Source organism: Alteromonas sp. 4NH20-0104 (genome assembly GCF_057547795.1).
In genome coordinates, this window is sequence record NZ_BAAJLP010000018.1 from 15,995 (window position 1) to 30,673 (window position 14,679).

15 protein-coding genes and 1 pseudogene are annotated in these 14,679 nt (G+C 50.1%); 6 read left to right on the forward strand and 10 right to left on the reverse strand.

All coding sequences use genetic code 11. The features are described from left to right. Window positions 1–96 precede the first annotated feature (96 nt). The gene (locus tag AC27IB_RS13610; protein ID WP_296045603.1) at window positions 97–723 is read left to right on the forward strand and encodes a thiol:disulfide interchange protein DsbA/DsbL; all 627 of its coding nucleotides are present in this window, start codon (window positions 97–99) and stop codon (window positions 721–723) included. Window positions 724–826: 103 nt separating this feature from the next. Here the strand turns inward: AC27IB_RS13610 and AC27IB_RS13615 are convergent, their stop codons facing one another. After that, complete coding sequence (locus tag AC27IB_RS13615; protein ID WP_296045599.1) at window positions 827–2,392, reverse strand: SulP family inorganic anion transporter; 1,566 nt, start codon at window positions 2,390–2,392, stop codon at window positions 827–829. Between the two features lie 191 nt (window positions 2,393–2,583). Between AC27IB_RS13615 and AC27IB_RS13620 the strand changes: the two genes are divergently transcribed. Next, entirely contained in the window at window positions 2,584–3,198 is a 615-nt protein-coding gene (locus tag AC27IB_RS13620; RefSeq protein ID WP_296045596.1) for a TetR/AcrR family transcriptional regulator, read from the forward strand. A gap of 62 nt (window positions 3,199–3,260) precedes the next feature. Further along, window positions 3,261–3,599, forward strand: a complete 339-nt coding sequence (locus tag AC27IB_RS13625; protein ID WP_296045594.1) for a MerC domain-containing protein — start codon at window positions 3,261–3,263, stop codon at window positions 3,597–3,599. Here the strand turns inward: AC27IB_RS13625 and AC27IB_RS13630 are convergent. Next, window positions 3,586–3,981: a CZB domain-containing protein gene (locus AC27IB_RS13630; RefSeq protein WP_487121654.1), complete on the reverse strand. Its 396-nt coding sequence runs from the start codon at window positions 3,979–3,981 to the stop codon at window positions 3,586–3,588. The genes AC27IB_RS13625 and AC27IB_RS13630 overlap by 14 nt on opposite strands. A 6-nt stretch (window positions 3,982–3,987) precedes the next feature. Beyond that, window positions 3,988–4,680 (reverse strand): annotated as a pseudogene (locus AC27IB_RS13635) (methyl-accepting chemotaxis protein); the annotation flags it as partial. 211 nt (window positions 4,681–4,891) lie between these two features. Here AC27IB_RS13635 and AC27IB_RS13640 point away from each other — a divergent pair. Next, window positions 4,892–5,836 carry an AEC family transporter gene (locus AC27IB_RS13640; RefSeq protein ID WP_487121565.1) on the forward strand — a complete coding sequence of 315 codons (945 nt, stop codon included), beginning with the start codon at window positions 4,892–4,894 and terminating at the stop codon, window positions 5,834–5,836. A 13-nt stretch (window positions 5,837–5,849) separates the two neighbouring features. Here the strand turns inward: AC27IB_RS13640 and AC27IB_RS13645 are convergent, their stop codons facing one another. Both AC27IB_RS13645 and AC27IB_RS13650 read right to left on the reverse strand, forming a co-directional pair. Next, window positions 5,850–6,167 (reverse strand): BolA family protein, encoded by a 318-nt coding sequence (locus tag AC27IB_RS13645; protein WP_487121656.1) that lies wholly within the window; start codon window positions 6,165–6,167, stop codon window positions 5,850–5,852. A gap of 3 nt (window positions 6,168–6,170) precedes the next feature. Continuing rightward, the gene (locus AC27IB_RS13650; RefSeq protein ID WP_487121567.1) at window positions 6,171–6,812 is read right to left on the reverse strand and encodes an alpha-ketoglutarate-dependent dioxygenase AlkB family protein; all 642 of its coding nucleotides are present in this window, start codon (window positions 6,810–6,812) and stop codon (window positions 6,171–6,173) included. Window positions 6,813–6,841: 29 nt separating this feature from the next. Between AC27IB_RS13650 and AC27IB_RS13655 the strand changes: the two genes are divergently transcribed. Continuing rightward, window positions 6,842–8,005, forward strand: coding sequence for a methyltransferase (locus tag AC27IB_RS13655; RefSeq protein WP_487121569.1), 1,164 nt, complete (start codon window positions 6,842–6,844; stop codon window positions 8,003–8,005). 9 nt (window positions 8,006–8,014) lie between these two features. After that, entirely contained in the window at window positions 8,015–8,617 is a 603-nt protein-coding gene (locus tag AC27IB_RS13660) for a peptidylprolyl isomerase (protein ID WP_296045579.1), read from the forward strand. Here the strand turns inward: AC27IB_RS13660 and AC27IB_RS13665 are convergent. The 5 genes from AC27IB_RS13665 to rnr form a co-directional block, all read right to left on the reverse strand. Next, a complete protein-coding gene (locus AC27IB_RS13665) occupies window positions 8,608–10,146 on the reverse strand; it encodes a diguanylate cyclase domain-containing protein (RefSeq protein WP_296045575.1) in 1,539 nt (512 codons plus the stop codon). The genes AC27IB_RS13660 and AC27IB_RS13665 overlap by 10 nt on opposite strands. Window positions 10,147–10,262: 116 nt before the next feature. Then, window positions 10,263–10,784 (reverse strand): GNAT family N-acetyltransferase, encoded by a 522-nt coding sequence (locus AC27IB_RS13670; protein WP_296045570.1) that lies wholly within the window; start codon window positions 10,782–10,784, stop codon window positions 10,263–10,265. Next, window positions 10,784–11,413, reverse strand: coding sequence for a gamma-glutamylcyclotransferase (locus AC27IB_RS13675; protein ID WP_296045567.1), 630 nt, complete (start codon window positions 11,411–11,413; stop codon window positions 10,784–10,786). The genes AC27IB_RS13670 and AC27IB_RS13675 overlap by 1 nt, the downstream gene beginning before the upstream one ends. Before the next feature lie 11 nt (window positions 11,414–11,424). Continuing rightward, complete coding sequence (rlmB, locus tag AC27IB_RS13680; protein WP_487121572.1) at window positions 11,425–12,165, reverse strand: 23S rRNA (guanosine(2251)-2'-O)-methyltransferase RlmB; 741 nt, start codon at window positions 12,163–12,165, stop codon at window positions 11,425–11,427. Further along, window positions 12,165–14,552 (reverse strand): ribonuclease R, encoded by a 2,388-nt coding sequence (rnr, locus tag AC27IB_RS13685; protein ID WP_487121574.1) that lies wholly within the window; start codon window positions 14,550–14,552, stop codon window positions 12,165–12,167. The genes rlmB and rnr overlap by 1 nt, the downstream gene beginning before the upstream one ends. Window positions 14,553–14,679: the final 127 nt, after the last annotated feature.

Here is a 14,679-nt window from a genome sequence, read left to right on the forward strand (position 1 = left end):
ATCGCCGTTAAATTCGCCTGGTCGTCGCTGACTAGGCGAATTTTTACCGGTATGATAATCTCAACGTTTATTTGAATTAGAAAGGAAAACACTCGAATGAAGAAGTTTGCTTTGTGGGTTTTACTAGCATTGCTGATTCCATTACAGGCCTCTGCCGCAGTTAAGTGGGAGGAAGGTAAACATTATGAAGAAGTCGATAAGCCATTAAGTGACTCACCTCAGGTCGTTGAGTTTTTCTCTTACTGGTGCCCGCACTGCTACCGCACAGAGCCATTTGTTGCTGAGCTGAAAAAATCCCTGGATGAAGGCGTTAAGTTTGAAAAAGCGCACGTTAACTTTATGCCTTACGCCAGCCAGGAAGTGCAGGATGAAGTGACCACGGGTATGTTAATTGCGAAAGCGTTAAAGCAGGAAGACAAGCTGAGCGCCGCAATCTTTAACTATATTCATAAACAACGTGCCACCATTACCGGCATAAAAGATATCCGCAACATCTTTATTATCAACGGTGTGGATTCTGAAAAATTTGATAAGCTGGCTAAAAGCTTTGGTGTGAAGTCTATGCTGGGCAAAAACAATAAACTCGTCGAAGATTATCGCCGTGAAGTACGTTCGGTACCTACCTTCATTGTTAACGGTAAATACAAAGTTCAGATTGGCCGCGATTTAACCCCAACAGAACGTTTAGAACTGTTTAACTACCTGGCAGCCAAACGCGACTAAAAGCACTTTGCTCCGGGCAATAATAAAGGGGTCAGAGTAGATTATCGCTTTAGCAATAATCTACTCTGACCCCTTTATTTTTTTTGCCTGTAAAACTAACCGGTTAAGCCAGCTTGTCGGTTGCTATCCGGTAGCGAGGGTCTTCGTTAACGTTTATTTCAACGAATTTACCGGCCTTGTTAAGCAAGCTCTGGCATTCCTGACTCACGTGACGAATATGCAGTTTCTTACCCGCCTGCTCGTATTTATCGGCCAGACCATCCAGCGCATCAATGCCTGATGAATCCCAGATCCGGCTGTTCTTAAAGTCGATAACCACATCATCCGGATCGTTGGCGATATCAAACAGCTCTTTAAAGTGACTTACTGAACCAAAGAATACCGGGCCACGCAGTTCGTAGACCTTCCAGCCATCGTCATCGATGTGGGTTTTCGAATCAACGTAGCGAGCAGCTTTCCAGGCAAACACCAGCGCAGAAACTATTACCCCAACCACCACGGCAATCGCCAGGTCGGCAATAACGGTCACGGCTGTCACCAGGAACAATACAAATGCATCTTCCTTATTAACCCCGCGAATAATGCGGAACGAGGCCCACTCAAAGGTACCGATGACCACAACAAACATAACACCAACCAGCGCTGCCAGTGGGATCATTTCAATCAGTGGTGCGGCAAACAGAATAAACGCCAGCAGGACGATAGCGGCCGTAATCCCGGATAAACGCCCACGGCCGCCGGAGTTAATGTTGATCATACTCTGACCAATCATGGCACAACCGCCCATACCGCCAAAGAAACCGTTAACGGTGTTAGCAACACCCTGACCAATACACTCTTTGTTGCCACGACCACGGGTATCGGTCATTTCATCAATCAGCGTGAGGGTTAATAATGACTCAATCAGACCCACCAGGCATAAAATAACGGAGGTTGGTAAGATGATCATCAGCGTATCCCAGGTAAATGGCACCATAGGGATAGCAAAAGTTGGCAACTCGCCTGCAAGGGTTGCGCTGTCGCGTTGGTCAGCCGGCAGCATGTCGCGCACGAAGTCGATAACCGTACGGGCTTCCAAATCGAGCCCGTGTACCAGCAGGGTAATGGTGATAATGGCCGCCAATGACGCGGGTACGGCTTTGGTCAGCTTAGGCAGTAGATAAATAATTGCCATGGTTAACGCCACCAATCCCAGCATGATGTAGAGCATAGTACCGCTCATCCACTCCTGGGTACCCAGCGCGCCGGTTACTTTAAACTGCCCCAGTTGGGCAAGGAAAATCACTATGGCCAGGCCGTTCACAAAGCCCAGCATAACCGGATAAGGTACCAGGCGAATAAATTTCCCTAAGCGAAACACACCGCACATTATCTGCAATAAGCCAGCCAGTAACACAGCGGCAAATAAATACTGCACACCATGTTGGGCCACCAGGGCAACCATAACAACCGCCATAGCTCCCGTTGCACCGGAAATCATACCCGGACGGCCACCAATGGCAGAGGTAATCAACCCCATCATAAAGGCCGCATACAGGCCTATCATCGGCTCAACGCCGGCAACAAATGCAAAAGCAACGGCTTCGGGCACCAGAGCCAGGGCAACGGTTATTCCGGAGAGCACGTCATTTTTTACGTTACTTTCTTTACTCGTGATGATATCAAACATTACTATCTCAGCACTGAGGTGGTTAAAAATCGGTCGGCGATCCTACCATTACCAGGATCATTTGTCCTTTAACAGTTTGTAAAAATCTGCCGCCCGCTGCGATAAACACGGTCAAACCTGCTCTGTACGGCATTGCTAAGCCTGCTGTAGCCATTAACATGATAGTTAACACTTGCGGTAATCAAAACTTCATGTCTCTCAGTAAGAAACAACAAAAAACTCAGGCTATTATCACTGCGGCTTCGCATTATTTTCTGCAATACGGCTATACCGGCGCCACCACGGATCTGATCCAGAAGGCCGCCGGCGTTTCTAAGGCCACCCTGTATAATCATTTTCCTACCAAGGAGAGTTTATTTACTTGTGTGGTGAATACCCAGTGCAAATATTTTATCGAACAGGTCAAAACCATTGGCCTGCCTGATGCGCACTTTTCGGCATCGCTGTTCCGTATTGGTGAGGCTTATCTTACCCTATTACTGGCCGCAGAAAATCTGGCATTATTTCGGGCAGTGGTTGCCGAAGCCCCCCGCTTTCCGGGCCTGGCAAAAACGTTCTATGATGCCGGCCCCGCCAGCATCCTGCCGGTGATAGCCGAAGCAGTTAACCGCGCTCTGCAAAAGCATGAACTGGCTGATAACGGTTGCGAACCGCTGCGTCTGGCGACCGATTTTATTACTGTTTTGCGGGGCAAATCACAGATGTATTGTTTACTGCATCCTGATTTTATTCCCGATCAGAACACCATTGCAGAGTGGGTCTCTGAAGCCGTGGATATCTTACTTAATCAGGTTAGCCCGCCCTAGGATTGCATTGTGAATTCGCTGCGCCTACACTTTGCAGCAAAAATAACGTTGAACCGCCAGTTATGGATATAAAAGAATACATCGACCAATTTCCGGAAATCGCCGATCGTGAACGCCATGAGCAGTTTACCTTGCTGGAAAAAGCCCGCGATATCAGTTTCAATCCACCAGCTAAACGCGTGTTTCAAATGTACTGCTGGCTGTTACCGGTATTTATGGTCTTTGGCCTGGGTGGTATTTTATATTCGTTTTTGGGCTACGGCAGTTGGTTACCCATAGCGGCTTTGTTGCTGGGACTGATTGTCTCCCGGCAAATGATTAATCAGCGAAGAACTGCGCTGATGCAAAAAGGGTTACAGCAGGTTCTTGCAAAAGAACCCGCCCGTTCTACATCTGAGTAATTCTGGCCTTCAGTGAATTCAGGCAGTCAAACACATCAACGCTGGCGTCTTCCATGTTTTGCAGCTTGTTGATTAGTGTTTGTGAATCACCTTGTTCACTGGCCTTTAGCGCTTCAATACCTGACTCATGCACCCGCGCATGGGGGGCTTCCAGTTTCTTAAACTCAGGGAAAGACGCGTAGAGTTTCTTACCATCGCCTTCGTAGTACCATTTACCCAGACGACACTGGTGGTGGTCCGCCAGTTGCCCGGCCTGCTGGGTATTTTCCGTGCGGATAGCTTTGTACACGTTAACCTTCCACACCAGGTGATCGAGCTTTACTGTTTGAACAAAGGTGCTCAGACTCACGGTTGAAATCGCTTTCGTCATCCCACTCGCCATCGCGGATATTTCATGTACAGACTGATTGATCTTAGTGGCCGACTCCGACACATCCAACGTTTCTGTATGGCTCTGGGCGATATATTGTTTCGTGGTATCCGTTTGCTGACTGGTTGCCTGAGTGAGAGTAGAAATCTGTTTCGACGCGTCTGCCGAGCGCGCCGCCAGAGCCCGGACCTCATCGGCGACTACCGCAAAGCCTCGTCCCTGCTCTCCCGCCCGGGCGGCCTCAATAGCTGCGTTCAGGGCCAGCAGATTGGTTTGCTCAGCGATGCTTTGAATCTGGGTTACAAAGGTTTGAATTTCGCTGGCTGAGTTAGACAGTTCTTCGATAGACTGGTTCATCGACTCAGACTTACCCGCAAGGGTTTGCAGTACATTCACGCAGTGAGTCAGGGTACTACTGATCAGTGCAAACTCGCTGAGCGTGCTTTCCAGACGGTCTTTCTCATGCCCCACCTCGGTAGCCGACGCGGCCACATCCGTACGCACTGAGTCGAGCATTTCCAGCGAATGGAAGAAGTTTTCCACCAGCTTTCTTTCCACTGCCACTTTACTGGCCAGCACTTCTGCATCGGCGTAGGCGGTATGCAGTTGCTGCTCCATATTAGACAGGTTCTGTTCCAGGCGGGCGTTTTCTGCCTTTAAACGTTCTATTTCGGCTAGTTCAGCTACAGGCTGGCTACGTCTGAATATCATCGCGAGACTCTATTTATCCATGGTTAGATAAAATATAGCCTAATTAATAAAAGCTTATATATAAAAATCCATAAGCTGGTGTGGTTTCCATTTCACTTTTCCACCGTCTGACGCACAGGTGACAACATTAACCTTGCCCGGTTCCCGTTAATTGGTGGTATGCTGTTGTTTTAAGAACGCTTTCACTGCCTTCTCGGGGTTCTCAACCGTTATGCAAGCATCCACCTTTGATTTTGCCATTACCGTTATTGGCCCGGTACTCGTTTTACTTATCATGGGTAATCTATTGCTGCGCGCCAAACTCATAAATGATGAGTTCGTGGCCACCGGCTCCAAACTGGTTTTTACCGTAGCACTGCCGGCGCTGCTGTTTATTTCTATCAGTCAGGCTGATTTTAGCAAAGCCGCCAATCCGGTATTGATTATTACCGGGCTAATCGGCACCTTGGGCTATTTTCTGGTGTTGATGCTAACCAGCCATCTGATGGTACCGAACCGCCAAGCAACCGGCGTGGTTACCCAGGGCGGATTCAGGGCCAACATGGGCATAATTGGTCTGGCCTATTGCGCTCAGACCTACGGCAATGATGGTCTGGCTGCCGCTTCGGTTTACCTTGGTATGGTGACTATACTGTTTAATGTGCTGTCTGTTTTCATTCTTAACTTTTATCAGGAAGGCAAGCGCTCACTTACCTCACAGGTAAAAGGCATTGTGAAGAACCCGCTAATAATCGCCATCGTTATTGCGTTACCGTTTTCTTATTTCGACTGGCAGTTACCGGTATTGTTAACCACCACAGGCGAATACTTCGCCCAACTAACCTTACCGTTGGCACTGTTGTGTACCGGCGCTTCGCTGCAGTTTCGTTCATTCAGTGCCGACTGGTTTAATATTAGTCTCAGCTCATTGAGCAAGTGCATTTTTTATCCGGCTGTAATGGTGGGGCTGGCTTATGCGGCCGGTCTGCGTGGCATGACCTTGGGCATTGTGCTGCTAATGACGATAGCGCCCACGGCAGCGGCCAGTTATGTGATGGTACGTACACTCGGCGGTGACTATCGACTGGCGGCCAGTATCATCGCCATTACTACGGTTTTATCCTTGCCGCTGACTATCGCCGCTTTCGACTTTCTCTCCGGGCAGGGACTGTTGTAGGCCTAACCGAAGCTTAATCGAATTTACTGCCGCCCAGACAAGCGGGCGAGTCGACTGAGGTTTGATTACGCTTTTGCCACTCGGCCGGCGTATACGTATGCAGGGCCAGAGCATGAACCGGCCCGGCCAGCGCTTCTGCTACCAACGCATTCACCTGACGGTGGCGGGCAATCAGACGTAATCCTTCAAAGGCCTCACTGACTACGGTCACCTTAAAGTGGCTTTGCGCGCCTTCAGGTACACTGTGCATATAACTTTCATCCAGCACTTCCAGATATTGTGGCCCAAGTTCAGTCGTCAGTTGCTGCTCTATAAAGGGTTTTACCTGTATCATTTATGGTTCACCTGCATCGGAGTTGTCATCTCCGGGAATATAACGAAAAGTAAGGTTAATTCTACCACCGATAGGTTTACGCGTCTTGCTCAGTCCATGGTGGTAGTTGCGCTGTGTATCGCCAGCCATTACCAGCAGGCTGCCGGGCTCAAGCATTAATTCGTGGCGCTCGCCGCTGTGTAAATGTTTAAAACTAAAGCGCCTTACGCTGCCCAAAGAGATTGAAGCAATCACCGGACGGGGGCCAAGCTCCGGCTCATCATCGGCATGCATCCCCATGCCGTCATTGCCATCTCGATACCAGTTTGCCAGTACACAATTGAATGGCGCATTGAGTTCAGCGCTTAACCGGTGCTTAATTTGCGTTAAAATAGTGGGCATGGGATGCGGCAGCATGCGTAAATTCGAGTAAGTATATTCGCAATGCGGCGCACCGTGCCAGGACTGTAGACGCGGAATGTTTACTTCTCGGCCATACAATTTGATAGTATCCTGCCGCCAGGGTAATTCTTGCTGGAGCTGGCGGAATAAGTCTTCTGACTGTTCAGGAGACAACCAGTCAGGCTGATACCGGATGTCAGCATCTGACAGTGAAACAGGCGCCAGCGCAGACGTCTGACTGGCAAATAAGTTAAATTGCATTATCGATAACACCGGGCAAACCACAAACCATGAACACCGAGTTTACACTATTTGACCGCAAATTTACGCTGATCCGCTACCCGGCGAAACATCAGCATAAAAGCCTGCAGGCCTGGGATAGCGCTGATGAATTGCTCAGCGAGCATATTCTGACACTCCCTGAACTATCCGGCAGTGACAAACCCTGGTTAATCCTTAACGATGATTTCGGCGCTCTCGGCTGTCTGTTTGCCGAAGAACAGCCGGTGTGGGTATCCGATTCCAAAATTGCCTGGTTGTCGTTTGCTGAAAACCTGACAGCCAACCAACTGCCCGAAGTGGAAAAACAGGATTGCCTGACACCTTTACCTGCCTCACCGGCGTTAGTGGTGATAAAAATCCCCCGTACCCTGGCACTGTTGGAAAGTCAGTTGCTGGCGCTGCGCAAGGTAGTCAGTCCCGAGACGGTAATCGTTGCCGGTGCTAAGGTAAAAACCATTACACGCTCAGTACTTTCCTTATTTGAACGACTAATCGGGCCAACCAATACCTCACTGGCCAAAAAGAAATCGCGCCTGATATTTTGTCAGCCTGACTCTAAGGTGCTTAATCGCGAGATTAACAACCCGTTCCCCACGGTGTGGCCGTGCCGTTTACCTGATGGACGGACAGTTCAGGTGGCTAACCATGCCAATGTTTTTTCCCGGCAGTCACTGGATATTGGCGCCCGTTTTTTACTCGAGCATATGCAGGTCGGTGACCATGACCGCTTGCTCGATCTGGGTTGCGGTAACGGGGTTTTAGGGCTGAATGCACTGAGTATGGCCCCGGGCTGCAAGGTCACCTTTGTTGATGAATCGTATATGGCGGTGGCGTCAGCCGAGCTCAATGTGACTACTAATTTCCCCGAACAATTGCAGCACTGCCGCTTTGTGGCCAGTAACTGTCTTGAAACCTTGCTTCAGCAGCCGGCTCGCCCTACGTTTTCAAAAGTATTGTGTAACCCACCGTTCCACCAGCAAAATACCATTACTGATCATATTGCCTGGCAAATGTTTCATGATGCTTATGAACTCCTCGAAAAGGGGGGTCATCTGATTGTAGTAGCCAACCGGCATCTGGATTATTACCATACTCTTAAACGTTTGTTTGGCGGTGTCACCACACTGGCCAGTCAAAACAAGTTTGTTATTTTTAGTGCAGCAAAAAGATAAGGACAACCCATGCTCAGAGCTTTGCTATTCTCACTGCTTATTTTTTCAGTGTTTGCTCAGGCCGAGAAGAAGGCCGATGACGGTTCACAAATTCAGCCCGACAACTATTATCCCAGGGTAAAACTGGAAACCTCCATGGGCGATATCATCATAGAACTCGACCGTCGCCGCGCGCCTATCACGGTCAATAACTTTCTGCGTTACGTGGATAAACGCAGTTATGAAGGGACGATTTTTCAGCGGATCATCCCCGGTTATATTGTCCAGGGCGGTGGCTATACTGTTGATTATGAAGAAAAGTCTTCTTATCCTGAGATCTTTAATGAGTCGGGCAATGGACTCAAAAACTCCATGTACTCAGTCGCAATGGCACGGCAAAACGATCCGCATACTGCAACCCGCCAGTTTTTCTTTAATCTGGATGAAAACGACAATCTCGATCCGGGCCGAACGTGGGGCTACGCGGTATTTGGTGCTGTGGTAGAAGGATATGAAGTGGTCGACGCCATGGGCGAAGTAGAAACCGAATACAAAGCCACCATTGGCTTTGCCGACGCGCCCGTAGAGCCGGTTATCATTAATAAAGTCGTCGTGCTGCCGGCTCAGTTTTGATCTAACTGTTGCTTCTCAGGCTTATGAACCAGCCAGTCACTGGCGAAGGTAATGCAGCTTTCGCCGGTGGCTTTCGAACGGTACATGGCTTTATCCGCCAGACTTAACAATTCCTGTTCATTGGTTGCATCATCCGGAAAACAGGCAACTCCGATGCTGGCGCCAATTTCAACCAGCACATCCTGAATGAGATAGGGTTTGCAAATGCCATCAATGATTTTTTCCACTAACGACTTACACATGGCATAAGACTGTATGTCGGTGAGCAGCAGCGTAAATTCATCACCGCCAAGGCGGGCGACCGTATCTGAATCACGAACCGTTTGCTTCATCCTTACTGCCACGCGACCAAGCAGCAAGTCACCAAACTTGTGACCATAGCGGTCATTAACGCCCTTAAACCCATTCAGATCGATAAACAGCAGTGCTATTTTTTCGTTGCGGCGTAAGGCATGCTTCATCTCCAGCGACAAACGATCGTTAAAGAGATGACGGTTAGGTAAATCGGTTAACTGATCGTGATAAGCCAGCAGCGTGAGTTCCTGCTGCTGGGCTTTTTGCTGGCTGTCATCAATGATGGTGTACACCGTGGCCGGACGACTGCCAATCATGACTTCACTGACTTTGACCTGACAATGATACTGATCGCCCATTTTACGTACACCGTACATTTCCCCTTCGTGCTCATACCACAAAGTATCGACTTTACGACCCAACAACTCGCTCATGGCGTAATCACTCATACTTTCAACCAGTTTATTCGCCCTGATGATCTTGCCACTTTCATCGGCCACCAGAATACCGGTTGCCACCTGGTTCATTATGTTATCTACCAGATCAACCGAGTGATTAGCTTTGCGTACGCGTAAGCGGTACATCACGATAGCCAGGGTAAAATTAATAATGGCGAGGAAGAAAGCCAGCCCCTGATAAAAACGAATCGACATGGCTTCCGCCTGCGTTTCGTGTTCAAGTTCAACGGTAAGCTGATTCATCAAATTAAGTAAAATCAGGTTTTTTCGCTGTGCCACATCGATAGCCTGTTGCAGTAACAGGTGGTCATATTCCCGACCAATTAGCTGTCTGACCTTTTGCCTTAAGGGCGACCACTCTAACAACGCCTGCTGAACGATTTGCGTGGTTGTGTCACTGGTTAGCGGGGCAACTTCTATTACATTGTGATCGGCCGAAAATGTCCGTCCGCCGCGATGGAAGCTGTCGAGAGTGAGATCGAAGCGCTTAAACGTTTCTCTCAGCTCATCCAACGCTGTACTGTAAGCCTCTTCGTTGGTGTAGGCGTTTTCCATCATCAGCAGGTTTTTAACCAGGCGCTGACTCAGCATCCGTTGCCTGCCCGACAGGTTAATATTGATAGCCGCCGCCTCAATGCGGTAAGACAACCAGACATTGAGCGACAGTGCCACGAAATCAAAAGTCAAAAACAACACGACGGCCATAAGCGTCAGCGTTCTGCCGTAGCGCTGGCTGATAAGGGTAAGCTGGTTTTTAATTGCTGCGATCGAGCCCAAGACGTCCCTGCTCCCTGCCTGAATGGAACTACATAGAGTAATATCTACTAAAGTATAGCATATGCTTCATAAGTCAAAGCCGAAATGGTGCTGCAGGTTGTGTCTGGCTTCGCACCTTACAAGGGACGTAAGAAGAAATCGTGGGGAAGTTGCTCTGGCTGAAACAGTTTCCCTATACGCTGGAAACCGGCTCGCTGTAAGACTGCCAGGGAAGCGCTGTTGTCTGGCCGGCAGATAGCGCTAACCTGACGTTCATGACTCTGGTCCGCCGCCCAGGCCAGGACCAGATTAACCGCTTCTGCAGCGTAGCCCTGGCCGCGGCCACGGGGCAGGAAGGCATAGCCCAGATCAGGGCAACTAAGAAAAGGGCGGCGAATAAAGCCACACAATCCCATCCGCGGATCGCCATCGGCCTGTTTTGCTTCGACCAACCATAAGCCATAACCCTTGGCCGCAAAGCTATCGCTGGTCACTGAAATATACTGACTGGCCTGTCCGTTGTCGTGGATCCCACGATCGCCGATGTAGGTCAGCCATTGTTCGTCGTTGGTGACCGCCAGAATAAAATCCACATCATCGCGGTACAGGCGTCGTAATTTCAGACGCTCAGACTCAAGACCGGTTGAGTCAAATCCCATTAACGTTCACTCAACAACTGGTCTATCACCACGAAGTCTTCCGGGTTAACCCTGGCTGCCCGCGGATATCTGGGCGCAGTTCGATCGTTAACCCGATCGTGCTCCCAACCATTCGTTGAGGCAATAAAGCGCCTGGCAGCGGCCTCGCCGCCTAATTCCAGGCAACCGGCCAGACAGGTATCAATGTAACTTTGGTGCACCGGGTAGTCCGGCTCGGAGGGTTCAATTTTCAGCGACTCACAAATCCAGATATCCCGCTGTTTTAACCACTCAATCAACCGTTCTGTTAAATCGTCACTTAACTCAAAATTTAACTGGTCAATAGTCACCGCTGTAAAACGGTAATCCTGCTCGCGTTTTTGCAGCGCAGGATCCAGGTGGGTGGGAACCAGTTGGGCATTCAACCAACCGTTACTTTTTTGATAAGCCCCTACATAAGTTTGCCGTTCAGGCTCAGAGCGGGTTATCCAGCCGCGCTCAAAACCATAGACCTCGACTTCAACGCCGTCGTGGGGAATGCCGGAGTGACGACTCCGGGAATCACCGTTCATCAGACTGCCATAACCCAGCACAATGTGAGGCTCAGAAATAGCGGTCATCCAACGTTCGAGCTGGGCCAGATCCTGCATCGGCTACTACCTTAAAGGCCGCGTTGGCGGACAATCTCGTATAAACAGATCCCGGTAGCCACCGATACGTTTAAACTGGATACACTCCCCGCCATGGGCAATTTGACTAATTCGTCACAGGTTTCACGGGTTAAACGGCGCATACCTTTGCCCTCGGCCCCCATCACCAGCGCCATGGGGCCACTGAGTTTACAGTCATAAATCAGCTGTTCGGCTTCGCCGGCGGTGCCAATTATCCACACGCCTTTATCCTGCAGTTGTTTTAGGGTTCGTGACAGGTTCGTTACCTGAATAAACGGCACCACTTCGGCCGCCCCACAGGCGACTTTCCGGGCTGTACCGGTTAAACCACCTGACTTGTCTTTAGGCACTATCAGCGCATGGGCACCGGCCGCATCGGCGGTACGCAGGCAGGCGCCGATGTTATGTGGATCCGTTACGCCATCCAGCACCAGCAATAAAGGCGCAGGGGTAGATTCCAGTAACCGGTCCAAATCGCTTTCATCCAGCACTTTCGCCGGTTTAGCGCGAGCAACAATGCCCTGATGTTGTTCACCTTTCACTTTGTCGTCGAGCACTTTACGGTTGCAAAACTGCACCGCTACGCCAAAACGGCGGGCCTGATTAACAATGTTAATCAACCGCTCATCATCACGCCCTTTCAACACCCAGATTTCAATCAATCGCTCGGGTTCGTTTTCAATTACCGCCTGCATGGCGTGCAGGCCGTATAACCATTCTTGCTGTGCCATTAACCTTTCTTACCTTTTGCCGGCTTGCCCTTCTTGGTGCTGCCGCGCTTATTTGCTGTACCACCGGCCTTTCCTGTCGGCTTGCGTCGTGTTTTACCGGTGTTTTTAGCACCGCTTTTATCCGCGCTTTTACCATTGCGGCGTTGGCGACTTGCCGGGCTTTCGTCACCACTGCGCTTAGTTTCAACCTTCACCTTTTTGCCGCCGGTTGAACGTAACCACTTGTTGTCGAGCACCAGGTCAATTTTACGTTCATCCAGGTTCACTGCCGCCACTTTTACCTCCAGTTGATCGCCCAACCGGTACTGACGAGCACCACTGTCGCCGCTGAGTGTTTGTTTAACGTCATCATAGCGATAATAGTCATCGTCCAGCGAGGTAATGTGAACCAGACCATCAATATGGTATTCCGTAATGCGCACAAAAATGCCAAATCCGGTGACTGAACTCACCACGCCCTCAAAGGTTTCGCCAACGTGGTCCTGCATAAATTCGCATTTCAGCCAGTCACTGACGTCACGGGTGGCATCGTCGGCCCGGCGCTCAGTCATGGAGCACTGTTCGCCTAATTGCTCGACTTCCTCGGCACTGTAAGACTTGGCACCATGTACCGTCTGACCTTGCTTTTTCAGGATCGATTTGAGGGTACGGTGCACCACCAGATCCGGGTAACGGCGAATCGGCGAAGTGAAATGGGCGTAAGCCTCCAGCGCCAGGCCAAAGTGGCCAATGTTATCGCCATCGTAAATGGCCTGTTTCATGGAGCGTAACAACATGGTCTGGATCAGTTCCTGATCCGGGCGGCCCTGGGTTTTGCTGACCACCGCAGTAAAGTCTGCCGGCGACGCGCCTTCCACAATGCTGTGAGGGATCCCCACTTCACCGAGGTAAGACGTAAACGCGGTCAGTCTGTCCGCATCGGGTTTATCATGGACCCGAAACAGCGAATGGGCTTTATTAGCCTCGATGTACAGCGCTGCACTCACGTTGGCCATGATCATGCATTCTTCAATCAGCTTGTGAGCATCGTTACGCTCTATGGGCACGATGTTTTCAATCTTACGCTGGGCATTGAAGACAAATTTACTTTCCTGCGTTTCAAACTCAATGGCACCGCGTTGTGCGCGGGCTTTTTTCAGCGCGCGGTACAAGTCGTGTAAATGGCGCAGGTGAGGCACAAATTCTTCATAACGCTGATGAAGCTCTTTGTTACCGCTTAAGATTTGCCACACTTTACTGTAGGTAAAACGGGCATGGGAATTCATCACCGCTTCGTAAAACTGGTATTTTTCCAGTTTACCCGTCGGGCTGATGGTCATTTCGCAAACCATACATAAGCGATCGACTTCCGGGTTCAGTGAACATAAGCCGTTAGACAACACTTCCGGCAGCATGGGAATTACCTGCTCAGGGAAGTAGACGGAGTTACCACGTTCTAATGCTTCGGCATCCAGCGCACTGCCGGGTGTCACATACTGACTGACATCGGCAATGGCTACCCACAACTGCCAGCCACCCGTGTCGAGCGGTTCACAAAATACCGCATCGTCAAAGTCTCTGGCGTCTTCGCCGTCAATCGTGACCAGAGGCAACTGACGCAGGTCGACCCGCCCCGTTTTATCCTCTTCCTTCACACTGTCGGTCAGCCCCTCGATTTGGCGCGTTACCCCTTTCGGCCACTGATGTGGAATATCAAAAGTACGCAGCGCCATTTCGATTTCCATTCCCGGTGCCATATGTTCACCGAGCACTTCGATAATTCGGCCTACCGGACTCACCCGCCGACGAGGGCGCTGGGTTATTTCAACCACCACGACATTGCCTTGTCGGGCGCCGTGTGAATGTTCTGGAGGGATAATAATTTCGTAATTAATGCGGCTGTCGTCGGGAATAACAACGCCCATGCCCTGCTCGGTAAAATACCGGCCGACTATGGGTTCCTTACGCGGCTCGATGACCTGATTAATGTATGCTTCGCGACGGCCACGGCGATCAGTGCCGCTTTCCCGGGCTTCCACCCTGTCGTCGTGCATAAACATTTGCATTTGTCCGGCACTGATAAACAAATCGCCGGAATTGTCATCCGGACGCAGGAAGCCGTAGCCGTCACGGTGCCCTATAATGCGCCCACGGATAAGCTGTTCCTGTTGCAGAACGGCATACCGTTTTTGTTTGGTAAATTGAATTTGCCCCTCACGCTCCATGGCGCGCAGGCGTCGTTGAATGCCAATCCGGCTGTCTTCGTCCTGGGCATTTACGCTTTGGCAAATGTCCATAAAGGTCATGGGTTTGCCATGCTCTTTGAGGGTTTCCAGTAAATATTCGCGACTGGCTACCGGATTGTCGTACTTGGCTTTTTCCCGCTCGTAGTGCGGATCATCTGTCATATAAACTCTGTGGTTTGATGTATTGCTGCCAGTATAATACTAATCTGGCTCATTAAATACTCAATTGAGTATAAGAATTGTAGTGCGGTCAGTATATACCGGTCACTGACATAAAAAAACGGTGGCC